Here is a 19,766-nt window from a genome sequence, read left to right on the forward strand (position 1 = left end):
ACATCGCTTTTGCGACTTTGACTCAGAATCTGTAGCTTGGACGCAAAACTATTTAATAGCATCAATTGTAGCTGCAAAATAATCTGGCTGCTCAAGTCTCTTGTACCATGCCAGTGTAATCGGATTAATGTAGGCTTTCCCCTCATTAAGAATATGTAAGCCCCCTGCTTGTATGTAAGGTTCTGCAAATTCCCTGGTAAGGACACCATAACCAAATTCGGCAATAAATAATTGGGCAATACTTTCCGTGTTATTAACAAAGTGTCGCTCTGACTGAATTCCGTTTAATAGACCATATTTGTTTAAATACGAAAAGGTCATTTGATCATTCTGATCAAAATCGATTATTTTTTCATTCCTAATGATGTCAGATAATTTGCGATGCTTCCAGTTTGCAGAACAAACTAATAAATAATGTTCTGGAGATAAAGGCTTATTGTTCATCTCTTGAGTCACTTGTTCTGGCCTTACTAACACAAAATCAACGGCACCAGATTTCAACTGCTGGCTGATATCAAAAGTGTCATCTATTAAAAATGACATATGCAACTTAGGAAAGTTTTTCAATATCGGTTGGCATTGAGGGATAATTCTTGAACGCATAATACTGGATGGCCCCGCAATTTTCATCCGTAAATCGGATAAAACACCCGCCCCTTGAATGTTTGCAAGCACCACACTTCCCATTTCAGTTACTCTCTGACAATAGCGGTGCAGCTGCTCACCTTCCGCAGTTAACAACATGCCACGGCGACTACGGATGAACAACGTAGTTTGCATTTTTTGTTCTAACAGACGCAAGCGTTGAGTGACTGCTGTTTGGGTCAAAAAAAGTGATTCTGCAGCAGCATGAACTGTCCCTTCGCTAACAATTGCTTCAAATGCTAATAATTGCGGATCAAGTAATATCAAAATAATTCATCACTTATTAAAAATAATGAATTATACAGATAATATTATCTGAATTACAATGAGTTTTTTAAATACAATTTGGATAGAACCATTTCCAAAAATCAAGGGGTTAGATTATGACTAAATTGAAATATGCAAGTAGCCTGGATTTTGCGAGTGCACAATCCGTCATTTTTGGTGTTAACACAAAATGCGCAGGAACTGCACCTACATTTTCATCAACATCTGATCGAAATGAATTTTCTGCTGATTTTATCCGACAGGTTGATAACAGATTATATTCACTTCCCGAAAATTTTAAATCAGGTGCTCAACTTTGGGATGAAGGTAATCTGGAGATACAGCAACATACTCTTTCGGATGAAATCCAGTTGGTCTATTCAAAATTTTGCACACTGATGAGAAACCAAAAAAAACCTATTTGCCTGGGAGGGGATCATATTATCAAATATGCAGCATTAAAAGCACTGGATGATACGATACCAGGTGAGTATGGAGTTATTTATCTTGATGCCCATCCTGATTGTGAAGCTCAAGACGTACTGTCATACAGTTCAATTCTACACCATGGATTCTTGCTGCCTTCATTAGCCCCGCAGCAAATTATGCTAATGGGTATTCGACAATTCACAGAAAGTGAAGCGACTGCATTAACCACTTATCAACCTGATATTGGCGTTATCATGGGTAGTGAATTTGCCTGCGCTAACCTGGAAATGATGACAAAAAAAATTATCACTCAATTTGCTGGACTAAAATATCTTTATTTTTCAATCGATCTCGATGGATTAAACCCATCATGCGCACCAGCGGTAGAAAGCCCTTACCCTGGAGGGCCTAGCGTAAACCAGCTCATCTATTTACTTCACAGCTTGCGAAATCATTTTACTTACATTGGTATGGATATTTGTGAACTAATCCCAAAATTAGATCATAACCATATTACAGCGTTATCAGCAGCACGGATAATAAAAGAATTTTATAGTATTGCATGATGAGGTTTATGACTTGCATAAAACTAATCCAGATCTTTCTATACGGGTTTATTAATTATAACGTGAGTTATGGATAAGAAGCTTGATTTACCTCGATCCGTTCGGGCTGAGGAGAGGCGATAGCCTCGTCTCGAAGCCTTAGCACCATGCCAAGGCTTCGAGACAGCGCTAGCGCGCTTCCTCAGCCCGAACGGCATCGAAGTAACGAATGGATAAAACAAGCCTCTTATCCATGACTCACTTTAATTAATAAAATGAGCTAAAATTATTTATCAGGTTGATAAATAAGGATGTTTTCAATGGATTTATTAATTAAAAAGCTGAGTTTGTTATGTGGTTTGCTCTTTTCCTGTGCCTGTATTCAGGCAGCAACCCCAATTGTATGTGACCAGAGGTATGCGCTGTGTACCTCCGCACGCTGTGTCCCGTCACCGGAAAACCCCGATGTAGCTTTGTGTGAGTGTGTGACGGAGCAAGGCCCAAGCGTTGGTTTTACCAGCTGTGAAAAGAGAAAGCCTGCTTATACCCAATATAAGACACTATCTCTTGTCTCAACTTTTTCATTTGCTCAGTTTGCAACAAAAAAATCGATGAATTGCCCTAAGGGTACGCCTTGGGCGAATTGTGTTGATATGCCATGTACTGTTGATCCCCAAAATGATAAGCGAGCATTTTGTCTCTGTACGCTGAATGCGACTCAGCCTTTCTTTACTTTTGGTGGCTCTTGTAATACCGATAGTTGCGCCACAGGATTCTGGTCGGGTGCAACGGGTGAAGATTCTGAACTATTACGTAACGCATTGGCGCAATCAACGCATTCGAATGTGCACCCCTTAAGTTGTAACACACCATCATCAGACGAGGACACAAAATGAAAACCATAGATCTCGAAGCCCATTTTTATACTCGTGCGGTATTTGATTATTTATCAACACGAAAGGAGTTCCCTCTTTTTGTTAAAAATAAAGATGCCTTTTCGCTGCGGTTTACAGAAAGCATTTCCCTTTTTCAAACTACAGAATTTATCGATATGCTCTGTGATCTGGGGCAAAACCGCATCAGGAAAATGGATGAAGCAGGCCTGGACACTCAGGTTTTAAGTTTTTCCTCTCCTGGAATAGATGAATTTACACCTGATTTTAACATTGCCCAATCACTCTCTGTAGAACTCAATGATCTTCTCTTTGAAACCATAAAACAGCACCCTGCCCGTTTCATGGGTTTTGCAGCAATTTCGCCGTATCAAACAAAACAAGCAGTCAGGGAATTGGAGCGGGCAGTGAATCAACTAGGTTTTGTGGGTTGGCTGGCGCATTCTAATTTTGGTGCAGGAGATTATCTGGATGATAAAAAGTATTGGCCTTTGCTGGAAGCGGCTGAAAGCTTGAGTATTCCGATTTATCTTCACCCGACAACGCCATTAACAAAAGAATTTGGTACCTATGGTTTTGCCTTGGGTGGGCCGCCACTTGGATTTCAATTTGATGTCGCCTTGTGTTTATTGCGGATGATCTATGCGGGTGTGTTTGATCAGTTTCCCAAGTTAACCGTTATTCTTGGTCATATGGGAGAAACCCTCCCCTTCTTGATTCCTGACCGCATCGATTGGGCCTATGCAAATCCCAATATTTCCAAATTACCAGGCTTTATTGCCGAAAGGCCGGATATTAAGCGCATCCCGTCCGAGGTGCTTTTGGAAAATGTGTATGTGACCACCAGTGGCCGCTTTTCCAGGCCATTACTGGAATATACTTTAAAGGTTATGGGAGAGGACAGGATCATGTTGGCCACGGATTACCCTTATGAAAATCTGCAGCAAACTATGGATTTTATTCGTGGTTGTTCGCTGCCGGAAAGTACTTTGCAAAAAATATGTTCTTTGAATGCGCATCGTTTGGGAATTAAACTGGCAGGATGACATGCTCCGCTGCTTTTCGGGGGGTTGTAGCCCGGTCTGCTTGCAGCCGGGCTACGCGTCCTGAAGCTGGAGTGAATAACATGATGAAATTAATAGAGTTTGGGTGACTTTTTAATTCGCTGCATGCTAATCTCTTTATTTGAATGGACTTGCAAATTAAAGGATATTAAAATGCGGCGCTCAGGAAAATTATTGTTCGGCTTTTTCTTTTTATTATCAGGATTGCTTCATGCTACCCCTGATTTTGGTCCTGTAGACATGGGTGAATTTTACAGTTCGTTACCCGATGTTCCTGCCGATGCCAAACTGGGTTCAGTAATTAAATCTGAGCCTATAGCCACCACCGTCAGCGGAGCGAAAGCCTGGAAAATAGCTTATGTCTCTTCTGATGTAAATGGAAACAAAACTATAGCCACTGGTATTGTGGTAACTCCACTATCCCAATCCGAAGCAACGAAGGATCGCCCTGTTATGGCCTGGGCACATGGTACTACAGGTACAGCCCAAACTTGTGGTCCCTCACAGATATTGAACCCGGCTCAACCCTTGAATCAATATTTCATGATGAACGGTAATTCCTGGACTGATTTCGGACTGCCAGCTATGGATGCCTTCATTAAAGCAGGCTATGTCATCGTTGCAACCGATTATCAGGGGCTGGGTGGCGGTGGTAAGCATCAATATACTGTTGCAGCAACTCAGGCCCAGGATGTCATCAACTCAATCAGGGCTGCCACTCAGCTTAAAGAGGCACAAGCAGGTAACAGAGCTATAGTGTACGGATGGTCTCAAGGTGGTGGAGCTACTCTGGCTGTTGCTGGTATGCAGGATTATCTTACTGTTAAGGATTCTGTAAATGACCAAATCAAAATTCTCGGTTTTGTTACTATGGCACCTTACGATATAGCAGCGACCTTTCCTGACAAGATCAATACAGAACAGGAAGCTTTGGCACATTTAAAAAGCATCAGTGATTTATTTAGCGCCAATGTTTTTAATTTTACTCATTACGCTCAAAATCTTTGGGGCATGGTTGCAGCCTTCCCTGAGTTAAAACTGAATGACATGTTAACTGATGAAGGTGTAGAGGTTGTCAATCAGCTCATGGCAAGAAAATGCATGCATGGTGCTTCAGATACCTTGAATTTTAACTACGGTACGCAATATAAGACCTTTTTACGTCCTGATATTAAAAATGCGTTTGCCTGGGTGAAAGCAAACCTCAAGGGCAGTGTAAATCCTGTTCCTCCACTGGCACCAGTGATTATTTATTGGGGCACTAATGATACGACTGTACCGCCAGTCATGGGCGAGCTTTATTTCAAACAAATGTGCAAAATGGGTGGCCAGGTAACTCGTGTGAAACTGCCAGGAAATCAAAATCACTTTACGACTCCTGCAACTGCGGAACCATTGTATGTTCCCTGGGTTGCAGATCGTTTTGCGGGTAAGCCTATTGATCATGTATGCGCTGAATTAGATGCATAATGCTTAAGCTTGTTTCTTTTCTTTCAGGAGCAGCACTTTTAGTAAGTACTGCTCCTGGCTTTGCCCTTGAGGATGAAAAATCATTGGCTAAAGCGTCTATAAGCTTTTTAAAGAAAAATCATTTTTCTGAATACCTGTCCTTACCTTTGGAACATGATATTAATTTTCGTTACCTCTCTCGCTACACAAACCAGAATGTATTGAGTTTCAAGCCCGTTGTTCCCCTGAAACTAGGTTCTGATTATGATTTGATTATTCGTACTATTGCTCCTGTTTATGAAAATACCCCTTTGCCTAATCAGGAAGGGACAATAAGAGGCACAGGGGATCTGAATCCTACCTTTTTCATTACCCCCAAATATTTTGACAAGTGGGTTTTAGGTCTGGGGCCTACTGTGTTTATGCCAACCACATCAAATTCTCAATACCTGGCCAGTAACAAATGGAGTGTCGGTCCTGAGTTTGCTGCCATGGCGATTTTGGAAAACTGGATGTATGGGCTTTTAACCTATAACGTTTATGCCACTGCACCTGATAGCAACCGGATTAAATCGAGCCAATTCTCTTTTCAGTATTTGCTGGCTTATACCTTTGATAATGGTTGGTATGTATCGACTAATCCTAATATCACTGCTAACTGGCAGAATGACAAAAATCAAAAATGGCTGGTTCCCTTTGGATTGGGTGGGGGTAAAACGTTCTATCTGGGAAAACAGGGATTTAATCTATCCAGTCACGCTTATTACAATGCAATAAGGCCTGAAAACATAGGCCCAGCCTGGCAATTTCAGTTAGAAATGGAGCTTCTTTTTCCTGTGAAGTCGTCCTGAGCACACAAGGATCTCCCCTTGATTTGACATAAGGCCACACCGAGGAGATCCTTCGCGCAAAAAGACGCGCTCAGGACGACGTAGACTGGTGGAAAAGTAGCACAGTGCGTAGCCCGGTCTGCTTGCAGCCGGGAGCGGAAGAAAGCTGGTTCCGACAGCTGTCTCTTGATCACATCTTAGTCTATGCCCTACACCAATGCTAAATCAGGCTCTGTGCCACAACAAAAATTCCGCTTCCTCACGGTCGCGGCTCGGTTTCCGGTGCACGATGAAGTATCTACGAACGCACGGAAACCGAGCCGCGACCGTAAGGGAGCGGAACAGTTCTACTGGCACTGTGTTTCTGCCCCGCCTACTATTCCAAGATCTCCATTTCCTTTAAAAGCTCTGCAATTAAACTCCTGGCATCAAGCTCTCTTGCCAAATAAACAGATCGCCCAGCCCATAAAGACATGTAGTCCGTATTGTTATCCTGTTTCGCCTTTAGCCTCATGCTATTGGTTAATTTATTCTGAATAGGGTAATCAAGAATGCTATCAGTTTTTCCTGCCATACATTGTATAAACCTGTTATTAATCCCTCTTGCCAGTTTTCCCGAAAATGCCCGGGTCAATACTGTATTATCAACAGTTTGGTTTAATAGCACGCGTTTGTAAGATTCAGCAATTCCAGACTCCTTGCAACACAAAAAGGCAGTGCCTAATTGGGCTGCTGATGCTCCTGATTTGATTACCCTGGCAATCGCAACCCCATTCATAATACCGCCAGAAGCAATAACCGGGAGACTGATTTCCGCAATTATTTGTTGAACTAAAGTGTTGATTGGGATCAAGGAATGTTCTGCACTGTTTAAAAAACTGCCGCGGTGTCCTCCTGCTTCACTACCTTGTGCAACAATAGCATCTACACCGCATTCATAAAGAGCATATGCTTCGTCCAGAGTAGTTGCCGTTGCCATGACGAAAATTTGATTGCTCTTCAGCGCTTTGATTGCAGCAGGGCTTGGTATGCCAAAAGTAAAACTGGCTGCCGGTATCTTTTCTTCCAGCAAAACGGCAAGTTGCTCGTCAAATGATGGGGCATAAGGTCCCGCTATCGGAGAAATGGAAATCCCTATCTCAGAAGCACAATCGTTTATCGCATCACAAGCCTGTTGCATTTGTTCCTGAGTGGCCTGATGTTCCTCAGGAAGGAACAGATTGACGGAGAAAGGTTTGGCAGTTAATTCACGGATACGCCGTATTGCAGATTTTATTTCAGCAGGAGGAAGATAGCCTCCTGCCAAAGAACCCAAACCGCCACTATTGGAAACAGAAGCGACCAATTCTGGGGTGGTTGCTCCACCCGCCATAGGGGCCTGGATGATTGGATGTTTTATGCCCAGCTCGCGGGTGAATTTATTGGTCATACGGTTATATCGCATAGCTCGTATTAAAACCATCCTCATCCATTGTATTTGTTTTAACGTCCATTGCAGAAGAACTTGTCACGCTATTCGAGCTTGCTGACACTATTTCAGTCACTTTTTCTTGCTGTTTTGGCATTGATTCGAGCATTTGTTTTGTTGATGAATTCAACTCTTCATCAGAGTCTTCATTACTTTGCAGACTTTCTGTTTCTGAAGTTTCAGTCTTTGGGGAAACTTTATCCTTTATGACAGAAACAGGCAATGCTATGCCTCCATAAACTGTATTAGCTACAACGCCAACAGTAGCAAGTCCTGAAGTTACAACCGTAAGAGGAAGAGTAACAACAAGGCTTGCCAGCCCCATTTTTTTTGATCCGCGTCCTATGGGAACAGTGTGGCCACTCTGAAAGCCAAGCAAATAAGAAATTGCCAGAGGGGCAACAGCCAGAGTTAAACATTTTCCATAATTATTCAAAATTTGATTTTTGGTGCTTTGGTAAGCAGTGACTTTATGTCCAGACATAATGTTATTCTCCCTGAATTAACATACATTGCGAGTACTTCGTGACTTGCAGAGATAAATTATCAGTTTTTATGGTAAAAAACAAAGGGGGGTATATTAATGTCATTCTGAACAAAAAACGCACTGAGGAAGTGCCGTCTCGAAAAGAGCATCATGCTAAGAAAACCGAGCCGCGACCGTAAGGAAGCGGAACAGTTCGATGCACTCCATAGTTGATTACTCATTAGGTGTACATCCAAAATTTCCGCTTCCTTACGGTCGCGGCTCGGTTTTCTTTAGGTAATGAAAGCATAAGCAAACAGAAGAGGTAGTGCTGATAAATAAATCATTTTCGTGGGGATACTTCCATCAGGACAAAAAAACTGTGCCTATGCTTCGAGACGGGGTTACCACCCCTCCTCAGCACGAACGGGCCGGTGGGTGGGATGGGCTAAGAAAATCCTTATTTCGGGTTCACATCAGTTCTGAATAACACCGTAACCTTTTTGGCACTCGCACAATCCGTTCGTGCTGAGGAGGCGCGTGTTTTTGCGCCGTCTCGAAGCACTGGCACAGACTTTTTGCCTTGTGCCTGCTTCGAGACGAGGTTACCACCCCAGTGGATAGGATAAATTAATCTTTGCATAGAATAATCAAATTTGTTAAAATATTGCCATGAAGATACATTTTGTGCTCATCGCCCTGCTTCTTATATCAATGCCCTATGTGTTGAATAAGGACTTAACTCAGACATCATCTGTTGTAGCCGATACCGTACAACACACAGAGCAATGCCCGCAAAAATCCGTACAGAAAAGTCTGACCTCTGCCTGCAAATCAGGAACTTCTTGCTTTAATTTGATGGTGTTCACGGTAGATTATGATTTGCAATCCCGTTTAAGCCAGATTCTCTTTTTTATTTATCCTTCAGCCTTATCCAAAGGATTTAGACTTCCAATCTATAAACCTCCCCAGATATTTAATTGAATTTAAACCTTGATTTCGCTATCGCTACATCAAGGCTACCTTAAAATTAATATTACTGGAGCGTTTTATGAACAATCTTTTAAAAACACTTATACTATTTGTCCTGATTTCGTATTGGCCTGTTTCCTCTTGGGCTACGAGCCATGAAGAACTTAATGAACGAAATTATTTCCAATTTGTCATTCCCGAATACCATACAACCCGACAATCAGGCCAAACCCTTGATGTCTATGTACGATATGCCTATAAACCCGGTTTGCCTACCAGTGAATACCCTGATTACAGGTTATTAAGAACCCGAATATTAAAGTACATGGAGCCATCGGAAGAACTCCCTGCTGAAGTGTTCTGGGAAATTATCGCAACGAGTATGGGTCGGGAATTAATGCATGATTTTCCATTAACAGGGGTAAGTGTTCAGTTGTATGTGCATGACAACCAGAATCCTGACAGTTTCGAGCCAGGAGATCATGGGCCAACATTTACTGCAGGTGACATTACACCCTTGGATATTCATCATTGATTAGATAATCTATTAAATGTGTAGCCCGTATCTGTAGTACGGGCTAAGAATCTGTAATCAAATTCCCATTAGCAACCAAATGATTAATAATCTCGTGCGAATTTGTTGTGGAAAATACCGCTGTCAAATCTACCCCCTGTAATATAATTGTTTGTGTTGCAGTCCCATCAATATTACCATGATCTAATTGACCGTCAGGATTTATACTGATTCTTGTGTCTGATCCTGTTGTACTAATATTCAAATAATTATCCAAATTATCAGCATTTTCTCCAGATAATAAATCAGCTAAATTTAACACACTGGCATCAGTAGAATTTTCAACATTATTGGCTTTAAAATCAGTAATAATGTCAACAGCCTTATTCGCAACAGTACCGTCATCTCCCTGCATCCAAATGAAAGTGTCAATTCCACCGCCACCAGTCAAAGTGTCATTTCCAGGGCCGCCAATTAAAGTGTCATCGCCACCACCGCCAATCAGCACATCGTCCCCCCAGTCGCCTATCAACACGTCATTGGAGTCGAAACCTATAATGTAGTCATTACCAATCCCTCCTTGCAACTCATGTAGCGTTGAATCTATAACGGTAACATTGATAGGCAGAGGCATAGATTCCTCAACAGGCCCATTATTCACATCTGATACGGCAGTCGCTGTTATATTATGCTCGCCTTCAGCCAGGTTACTTAAATATAAATTGTTTAACTGATCAGGTTGTAACTGCCAGGAACCACCTCCCAATGAAGTTCCTACCTGATTTCCCGCGCTATCCACAGGCACTGCTGTTCCTAAGCCATCCAATCTTACCGTCAGTTCATTATCAGCCTCATTAATTACTGATGCTGATATATGCAAGGGAATTAAAGCGCCCAATGCAGCTACCATGGTTTGATAAACAACAGTTATGTCAGGTGTATCTGCACGTGGATTGACAGTGATTGGCACCACATCAGTAACTTCCAATGGACCACCACTTCCAGTATTACCATTGTCATTAGTAGTCATAGTCAAAGAATCAGTACCATGGAAATCGCCATTACCCTGATATATCACTCCCAAAGCAAGCAAATGATTAATATCCTCTACACTGCCCTGCAGTTTCACACTAGTGGTTTCATTATCTTCCACGGTTACACCAATTCTATCTCCTACTTTTAATGTTCCATTCTCAACACTAAGAGTTACTGTTATCCATTCGGTTCCTGCATCTACATCAGTTACACTCAGATCGTATAGAGTAAACGGAATGTCTTCCTCAGCCGCAATAGGTCCAGGAACAGTATTCACCGGAGCGTCATTAACAGCTTCAATAGTGATTGGTACTGTGGATATTGTTGTTAAAGGACCTCCCTCACCTGAATTACCGAGATCGTTGGTTGTAATTTTTAATTCATCAGAACCATTGAAGTTTTCATTTCCCTGATACATCACATTATCAGTCTGAGCCAATACAGCATTGATAGCATCAATGGTGCCAGTCAGTGTGACCGTATTACTGTTATTACCGTCTACAGAAACTCCTGTGCCGTCTATTATAGAAATAATTCCATAGCCGACTTGCAAGGTAACCGTCATGTCGCCATTGTCTTCCCGGGCATCAATATCAACTATTTGAATGCCTGTTAAACTGACTGATGTATCCTCAACAGCATTAAATTCAGTGGGCACTATATTTACAGGGGCATCATTTACTGCGATAACATCCAACTCGACGACAATTTGCCTCACAGAGCCAGGTACTGCGCTGCCATCAACGGCCTGTACATCTATGGTTAACTCGCCAAGACCGTTAGTATCACCAGGTGAGTAAATAATACTGGGCAATTGCGCGCCATTTACATTGATAGTCCAGATCCAGCTGTTGCTATTGGTATCGAATACTGAAGTAACAGTACCACTCACACCAACAGGCAAGGATATGGAAGCTCCTTCAGGCACGCCATGTATCGTCAGTAACAGGTTTTCCGGAGGATTTTCAGTAACATTAGTCGCTGTTCCTGTATAAGAATTTGTATCATCCCTGGCCTGAACATTCAGATTAATGGTGAGGTCTCCATTTTCCATACCGGTGACACTGGAGTCAGAGCCGTTACCTATAATATCCACCACATCACTGAGAGGGGCAACCTCTACTGTAAACTGATGTGTTCCTGCCTCTTTGGGCAAGGTTGCTAATGCCTCTTTGGTATAGGCAGTAACCTCCAAAACCACAGAGCCGCTAAAATCATCCGGAGGAATTAACTTGATATTGGATAAGTCAAAACTACTGGCGTTCACGGTGATTTTCCAATCACCATCCCCCAGGTTTTGTGCAGACCCAATTAAAAATCCTTCGGGTACATTATGGATAATCAGCGAAACAAGCTGTTCTGATCCATCAATATCGTTAGTCGTTACCCTCATATTAGTGAAACCAATACCACCAAACGTATCTTCATAATCAGTAAAGTGATCGGGCCCACTAAAAGTAACCGTATCATTCACCGGTATGACACTAAAATTCAGATTTTGGGTAAAGGTCTGTGTATCGGTACCCGTAACAACAGTATCATTAATGGTTGTTAAGGCAATGATTTGAACAGGGCCACTGTAATCTTCTGCAGGACTGAATTTAACATTGACATTCACCATTCCAGTTAGACCAGATACAGGTACGGAAACATAATCCAGGCCGCCAACATTAACGATCGCAAGTGGATCGCCATTACTATCCAGTAAAGTACCAATAGCAGGATCGACTCTTAGTAATACAGAAGTAATGTTTTCGCTGCTGTCATTATCCGTGGATTGAATATTCAGATTCAAAGTAATCAATCCATCTTCATATGCGAGGTTAGGAATGGTTGTATTACCACCAGGCTGCAAATTATCATCCAGGCCCTCAGTCTGTACTACCTGTAAGGTAACAGTAGGCACATCAGCTATCGGAGTAATGTTAACAGGAATTTCAACCGGTGAAGCACTCTGATTCACGTCTCCACTTGCCATATTAGCGGCAGTCCAGTTTATGTCGAAGGGTAAACTGCCTGCATAATCTTCAGGTGTTTCAAGTATGACCTCACCAACATCCAAGCCACCAGAACCATTGGGTTTAGCGGTAATGACATAGCGGTCGTTGGCAAAATCATAGATAACACCAGTACCAGACAAAGTAAAACCATCAGGTAATGGTCCATCAATGATTAAAGCATACACATCATCTGGAGTGCCATTTGTAAGTTCTAACATGGCCTCTAATTGCTCGCCGAAAGTTACTGGCGCGTCTTCCTGTCCGGTAATGGCGGCTGGGTTGATGGTAATCGTTCCTGCCTCAGTTATTGGGTCACTTCCACCGCCTCCAGAACCATCAAAAGTCAACGTCAACGTGATTGTACGTGTCTCTGGTTCACTGACGTCATTTTCACCATTATCTCCCATGTCCTGAACCTGAGCATGTATCGTAATATCAAAAATACCGCCATAACCAAAATTGGAGATAATTTGCAGATTATCCAATTCAGACTCAGGTATTACCCAACCTACCCCATTATAGATACCGCCGATAACAGTAAATCGCGCAGCGTTGGTGTCGATGTCGTTATTGGGAAAATTAATGACCAGCATCTTAATCGTTTCTACACTGTCAAAAATCGATCCCGGGTTCGTTACACCATCCTTATCCTGAAAGCTAATACGGTACTGACCTGTTGCTGCTGATAAATCAACCAGCCCGTTAACGGCTACAATAGATGTTACTTCCGGAGTGCCTGGAGCTGACATATCAAGCACTTGTAATGCAGCGTCACTTTCCACAACAGCTGTAATATTCAGATGCAAAGATCCTGTAATATCCTTAGTCGCATGAGGAATATGGTTTGGATCTTCTGGATTGTTTGGATCGCCTGGATCATCAGCATCCCACTGCCTGACCGTCACAATGACATTTAAATTTACATCTACATCAGAATCTTCTGGCCCTTGAAATTTCAACTGCGCTCCGTTATTCACCAGATCATCTACATAATCACTTAAATCAACTTTTCCATCTACACCGATAGTTAGTTCAGTTCTATCGCCATTATTATATTCGATGAACAATTTGGATCCATCAGTGGGAACGTTTTCCAGCCTGATGCCAGCAATATGTTCCTGAGAATCACTAAATTGTGGTGGTATCCAGTTCACAGTAAATACTTCATCCTCAAGGCCTGCTGACGTCCTGCTGTAATCGCCAGCATCTATCACAGGGGTAATATGGATAACAATTTTTTGCTCTCCTAAAATCAGAACATCACCATCGTTCTCTGTAACCACTATTCGTGCATTCAAATAAATGTCTTTAGTGCTGTTCGGTGGAGGTATCACCACCAAATCAGTCAATGAAGACAAATTGACTTCGTATTTAGGTTGTCCTGCACCATCAAGCCCCACATAAGTCAGGGTAAGCGTATTGCCGTCTCTATCCCAAAGCTGCGCCCCGGCAGGCAGCCCGGAAATGACCATAGTCAATGTTTCAGAGGTATCCGTTGGTGCAAGCGCTTTTTCACCGGAGATAATATTGAAATTGAGCTTTGCTTCTCCGTCTTCCTGAATGGTTGTTTCAATCCCAGTGATAATTTCAGCGTTATTTGGATCGGTAATTAAAGTCCATTCATCCCCCTGAGGCACAAAGATTGGCACATCAGCGACACCCTTCATATTGATAGTAACGGTTTGTGCGTTGGTGACCAGTTCACTGGTTTGTGTTCCTGTGCTCAATTCAGCCGTATCAATAACCACACCCTGGATTGTAAGTGTAAAATCTACATTACTTTCAGGTACCGGTTTCATTGAAAATTCATTTAAGTCGTTAGTACTGACCTGATAATAGGGATTATTCTCATTCGTATTATTGTAAACATAATTTACTGTATGAGTTCCTGTAATATCAGTATAAGTAATAGAAAGATTATGTACTCCTGATGGTAAACCGTCTACATTCAGAGGCACTTCATACAGTTTAAAGGTAGCTCCAACAGGGATTCCGGAAATCCGTATAAATGTATTTTCTGAATTGTCAAGGTTATCTGCCATTTTTGTCAGATTGACCAGCTCACTAATATTGATCGGATCATCTTCATAAGAAACCAAATAAGGTTTAGTGATGTTCAATCGGATGGGGTCAGCCACTGGAGCCACATCTATCACTAGCTCAATAGGTGCTGATTGAGCATATTCGTGACCGAGCACAAAATTGCTTGCCTCTTTGCTGACAACTATGGCCTCTAACCTAATCACGCCACTATAATCAGTATTAGGATTCACCTGAATCGTGTTTATATCCCCAGCATTGACTCTGATATAGCCTGCTTCATCCCCGGTTCCTATAGTATAGGTACCTTCAAACACACCATTAAGAGCCCCATTACCATCCGGTAACATTTTAATTAAATAATACTCAATAGTTTCAGACGTGTCGATATCCGTGACCTTTCCAAGAAGATTCAGATCAACAGAGGGTCCGTCCTCCAGAACGTTGTAATGTTCTACAGTACCAGTCATATCCCATACCGGAATATCAGCTATGCTTTTCACATCGATGTTAAGAGTGCCGGTTACAGCGGGTTTAGCCTGATTAGAGTCTCCATTCATGTAAACAATTGCACTGACTGTAAAGTTTAATCCTGCAGCCGCAGTTGCGTAATCAGCATCAGGAACATAGGTTACATTTGCAAGGGTATAGATAACGTTATTGGGATCCGAATTATCAACAACAAAAGCTCCGATAGGAATATTATAAACAGTATTAGCTCCAGATGTTGTAGGAGGAATCTCAACTCCCTCATAATAAAATGTTCCATGTACATTCACAGTAGCAGTCCGAATTGTAACTTGCCCCAGGGTTTCACCAATATCAGCATCTCCTATGTTAATGCTCATATTAATTGGGATACCCAGTGCTGGATCAAGCAATACTTTATCCTCATCCCGTCCAACATCCTCTACACCGGCAGCTTTTGGAGCAGTAACTGTTGCAGCCCTGTCGTTTATATTTAAAATGAGAGTGCCAGTGGCTTCATCGCCATCTGCATCCCTGATTGTGTAGGTAATCGACTGCTGTAGTACTGAAGCATTATGGTCAATATTAGGAAGGCTTGTAAAACTGGCTGTACCGTTAGGCTGTATTGTTAATGTTCCCAACTTCTGTTGATTTTCATCGTATATGTCGATAGGAGGAGTGGTCCCATTTTGATTCAGATCAGTCTTAGCCAGAGTACCATCAGCATTGTATGCTGTTACAGAGATAATCACTCCCGTATCAGCCCCCTCCTGAGACACACTGGTAAGATCGACATTGGAAAAACCACCACCCTCCGTAAAACTACGCACAACAGTACTGTCACTGGGAATATCATCCTCAACACGAATAGGAAGTTGGGCAACAAGACTATCATCACCATCAGCATCTGTCGCGATTACGGGAAAAATAATATCAAGAAAGTTTTTATCGGCAACCACACCATCAGGTGGGTTAGGATGATCTATTGAACCCAATAAAGTAAAGGTATATGAGCCATCATTGTTTAAAACAATGGTGAATTTGGCAACACCATCAGCACTGCCTGTGTAAGTATTTGCAGAGGTAAGAGCGAGAGTAATTGGTTTGTTACCAGATGTCCATGTTCCGTAATTATAAGCATTATTATTAAAGGCATTCTCATCAATTCTATAACTGACTACATCATCACTACCTGCCGCATGAATAAGCGTTCCACTTGCAGTTTCACCAGCTCCTGTGGCATTAGAACCCTCATGGTTCCCCGTACTAGGGTCAATATCACTTTCCCTGACAAGAACCGGGTCAGTAACCTCAACAATTAACGGATTAGGACCGTCATTAACTGTCACTGCCACTAAAGCAGGATTGTCTAAAGAGTCGCCATCAGAATCTTGAATCTGCACACCTATGTTAATAGCAATCTCATCACCATCCAGTATCACCAGACCCGAATTATTTGACTGATTATGATCAATAGGACCATTTAAAGTCACTTTAATTGTTACATCTGCATCATAGTGATTTGCGTTTTGAGTCGCTGTTAACTCAATAATCAGAACATCTGTTCCATTATGAGAGCCGATAATAGTGTTACCAACAACTTCAAAACTTAATGCTTCACCATTAACTTTAATTTCGTTATTCAACTCTGAAATTAAAGTACCAATAGTTGACTGGTCAAAAACCACTGTGCCGGGAAGAAGCCTGTCTGCACCGGATTTCAGGGTGAAATCCACTTCAGTGCTGACGGGATAAGTTCCCTGGCTTATACTTCCTTCAGTAATGCTTACAGCCGCATTCACAGTGTTCTGTAGTACCGCATCATTGACAGTAATTTCAATTGTACCCAGATCACTGGGATCACCATCTTTATCTGTAGCACGAACATTCAAAGTTAATATTGATTGATTATTATTCGTTTGATCCAGAGGGGCAGAAAGAATTGCGGTATATTTTCCGTCTGTATCAACAGTTACTTTTAGTATTTCCTGGCCATTAAGCGGACTGGATGAGTCATCTATCCTTAAGACTAATACCTTTCCATCATCTTCAATAGAATAGCTGGTAGCCCAGCCGCCACTGGTGAGGCCATTCAAGGATTGCTGCATCGTCTGTGTATCTTCAAAGACCAGGGTGGCAATGGTATCGCTGCCAAGATCCAAAGGCACATTTCCCTCTTGAATAGGTACATCCCAAATTCCAGTTTGCGCGTTGCGCTGCTCAGTAAAAGTTATTTGATCAGTACCCAGCTTAGCTGCTGCACCATCAAGAATAGTCATTTCTACAGTAACCGGACTTTGCAGTGGATCTCCATCACTGTCTTTAGCCTGTAATTGCAGATCAATATGAATACGTTCACCATCCTGGCGGACAAAACCATTTGTATCGCCATTTTCCTGATGATCCAGAGGTTTTATCTGAGTCAACGTAACGGTTACGACTAAATTTTTCTCACTACCAAGAACAGTATCGTTAGCAGAAGTTATTATTACTTCAAAAACTTTGTCACCTTGCTCATTTTTTGCAGTGAGAGTAATTTCCCCATTTAGATTGGTTTGCGTTACAGTCAAATGACTGCCGCCTGCTGTAATTTCATTTTGCAATTCACCGATCAACTGATTGAGAAAACTGTCTTCTATGATGAGGCTTTCAGGAACAAGCCTGTCTGCACCAGCAGGAATTGAAAAAGTATGTGTTTCTTGAACGGGATATGTATCAGCAGGCAACAGTGCATCCAAATCCCCTTCGGTTAAAGTAAAAGAAGTTGTAATGCCTCCTTGAGCATCATCTCCATCATCAATAGTAATTACAATATCCCCTAGCGCAGAATCATTATCCGCATCTATTGCCCTGATTGGGATAACTATATGTATTGCATCACTTGAAGTTGGCTGATCAACAGACTCTACAATATTCAAATGATATTTTGGCATTTCTTGTTGTATCGAGTTAGGTATCACTTCTGATAAGGTAAGGGTGAAAATAACATGAGCGATACCATTAGCATCTGTTGCCGTAGCTGTGAGCACGTGGCCAGTATCATCTAGAGTATAACTCAATGACCGGCCATTCGAGGTTAAGTTAATCTGTTCCAACGACGCAATTGCTGTTTCAGAAAAAATCAGATTCTTTGCCAAATCACTACCAAAATCAACATCAATAGTACCACTTACAATTGTTCCAGCCTGGTTTAAGTTTGAATTATCATCAAGTAACAGTGAATCAATATGATTGATAAAAGGAGCATCGTCTTCAAAATAAATTTTGCCGCCCACATCTATAGTTGCTTTAGAGACATCGCCTGACTTATCCGTCAGGGTTAAAGTCACTTTGACGAGATTAGTCAGAGAAATACTCTCATCAGCAGAGTCAGAATCAGGATGATAAATTCCATGGTATTGGACTACAGTAATTTTACCGGTTTGCTCATCAATACCGATAGCGAAAATCACTTTACCTTCACTTTGGGCAACAATTTTATGATTAACAAGAGACAGGGTAATGGGAGATCCATTACTAGCCATCAGGCCTGACTCACTCCTTCCTATTTCCAACGAATAGCTTGCTGTAACAAAGTGAGCGGGTTGATTCATAACGGAACCGGCTGATGAGACCAGAAATCCCTGTGAATACCCTATAACTGTTCCAAAATTGAAAGGGTCAGTTACGCCAATCTGATCGCCTGCATTTCTATCACCATTCCTGACCACAATGGATTCATCACTGGTCAGGCTGTTACCGGTAAGCGTCAAAACAGCTTCAGGTTTGGTGTTTCCGTACAACATCACAGTATGTTCCAAGTTGCCAGTGCCATCAAAGAATGGGCCTCTGGTCTGATAGCCTGAAGTCACTAAACCAAAAGCATAATTAGGATCAACTATAAACGCCGTACCACCACTACCCAACACTTCCTCACCAGCAGCTGGAGCCTCCAGAGTTTCGATAAATTTACTGATATCGAGACTCTTTGCCAAAGCCTTGTCAACCATCTCATCTATGGCAGGAGAGGCGCTCTGTTTTATTAAAGGCGAAATACTGTCTAATATAAAAGGCTGATTAGGTGTTAACGCAAGGATTAGTCCATTGAGAAGACTAAGTTGGCTCTCACCACTGAGTAAGACTAAAGAATCGCCTGGATTGAGAGATGACCCTACTTTGACCAGGCTTGTGTGTCCCTGAGAATCTGTCTTGGTTAGAATTCCTTGTAACAATTGTACTGCACCAGATATGGACTCAACGATCATAGTTCTACCCACCAGACAAACAATAACAGAAGCAAATTCACGGGAGTGAATGCCTCTTGCTATTTATTCAGATACTTTTATTATAGGACACACGATCAGCTAATTGATCAAATTATAGACACAGTTTTGTTTTTAATCGTGCAAGTATTGTATCAATACCGTAAAAAACGAGTAATTTTGAAACAAATTAAATGTATGTGTTGAAAATAAAGCACTGTGACAGGATAACTGTTCCGCTCCCTCACGGTCGCGGCTCGGTTTCCGGTGCACGATGAAGTCAATACGCACGCACGAAAACCGAGCCGCGACCGTGAGGGAGCGGAATTTTTGTTGTGGCAAGGAATCGGGTAGCTCCGTAGCCTGTATTAGGTCGTCCGGACCACGTCGTCCTGAGCGCGTCTTTTTGCGCGAAGGATCTCCAAATACTGGCACTATGC

At 42.0% G+C, this 19,766-nt stretch carries 11 protein-coding genes; 7 read left to right on the top strand and 4 right to left on the bottom strand.

The window, feature by feature from the left end; all coding sequences use genetic code 11:
* Window positions 1–48: 48 nt before the first annotated feature.
* The gene (locus B094_RS0115285; RefSeq protein WP_018578698.1) at window positions 49–912 is read right to left on the bottom strand and encodes a LysR family transcriptional regulator; all 864 of its coding nucleotides are present in this window, start codon (window positions 910–912) and stop codon (window positions 49–51) included.
* A gap of 116 nt (window positions 913–1,028) precedes the next feature.
* On the opposite strand from B094_RS0115285, the gene B094_RS0115290 reads away from it, so the two are divergent.
* The 5 genes from B094_RS0115290 (at window position 1,029) to B094_RS0115310 (ending at window position 6,143) form a co-directional block, all read left to right on the top strand.
* Complete coding sequence (locus B094_RS0115290) at window positions 1,029–1,907, top strand: arginase family protein (protein ID WP_018578699.1); 879 nt, start codon at window positions 1,029–1,031, stop codon at window positions 1,905–1,907.
* Window positions 1,908–2,206: 299 nt separating this feature from the next.
* Window positions 2,207–2,782, top strand: coding sequence for a hypothetical protein (locus tag B094_RS0115295; protein WP_018578700.1), 576 nt, complete (start codon window positions 2,207–2,209; stop codon window positions 2,780–2,782).
* Window positions 2,779–3,825, top strand: coding sequence for an amidohydrolase family protein (locus B094_RS0115300; RefSeq protein WP_018578701.1), 1,047 nt, complete (start codon window positions 2,779–2,781; stop codon window positions 3,823–3,825). The genes B094_RS0115295 and B094_RS0115300 overlap by 4 nt, the downstream gene beginning before the upstream one ends.
* A 171-nt stretch (window positions 3,826–3,996) precedes the next feature.
* Entirely contained in the window at window positions 3,997–5,313 is a 1,317-nt protein-coding gene (locus tag B094_RS0115305; RefSeq protein ID WP_018578702.1) for an alpha/beta fold hydrolase, read from the top strand.
* Window positions 5,313–6,143: a transporter gene (locus B094_RS0115310; protein ID WP_018578703.1), complete on the top strand. Its 831-nt coding sequence runs from the start codon at window positions 5,313–5,315 to the stop codon at window positions 6,141–6,143. The genes B094_RS0115305 and B094_RS0115310 overlap by 1 nt, the downstream gene beginning before the upstream one ends.
* A 355-nt stretch (window positions 6,144–6,498) precedes the next feature.
* On the opposite strand, the gene B094_RS0115315 is transcribed toward B094_RS0115310, so the two are convergent.
* Together B094_RS0115315 and B094_RS0115320 are read right to left on the bottom strand one after the other, a co-directional pair.
* Entirely contained in the window at window positions 6,499–7,584 is a 1,086-nt protein-coding gene (locus B094_RS0115315; RefSeq protein ID WP_018578704.1) for an NAD(P)H-dependent flavin oxidoreductase, read from the bottom strand.
* Complete coding sequence (locus B094_RS0115320) at window positions 7,556–8,074, bottom strand: hypothetical protein (protein ID WP_018578705.1); 519 nt, start codon at window positions 8,072–8,074, stop codon at window positions 7,556–7,558. The genes B094_RS0115315 and B094_RS0115320 overlap by 29 nt, the downstream gene beginning before the upstream one ends.
* Window positions 8,075–8,728: 654 nt before the next feature.
* Between B094_RS0115320 and B094_RS0115325 the strand changes: the two genes are divergently transcribed.
* Together B094_RS0115325 and B094_RS0115330 are read left to right on the top strand one after the other, a co-directional pair.
* The gene (locus tag B094_RS0115325) at window positions 8,729–9,040 is read left to right on the top strand and encodes a hypothetical protein (protein ID WP_026254062.1); all 312 of its coding nucleotides are present in this window, start codon (window positions 8,729–8,731) and stop codon (window positions 9,038–9,040) included.
* Window positions 9,041–9,107: 67 nt separating this feature from the next.
* A complete protein-coding gene (locus B094_RS0115330; protein ID WP_018578707.1) occupies window positions 9,108–9,563 on the top strand; it encodes a hypothetical protein in 456 nt (151 codons plus the stop codon).
* 43 nt (window positions 9,564–9,606) lie between these two features.
* On the opposite strand, the gene B094_RS0115335 is transcribed toward B094_RS0115330, so the two are convergent.
* A complete protein-coding gene (locus B094_RS0115335) occupies window positions 9,607–19,329 on the bottom strand; it encodes a T1SS-143 repeat domain-containing protein (protein ID WP_018578708.1) in 9,723 nt (3,240 codons plus the stop codon).
* Window positions 19,330–19,766 lie beyond the last annotated feature (437 nt).

Origin of the sequence: Legionella shakespearei DSM 23087 (genome assembly GCF_000373765.1) — a bacterium.
GTDB lineage: Bacteria > Pseudomonadota > Gammaproteobacteria > Legionellales > Legionellaceae > Legionella > Legionella shakespearei.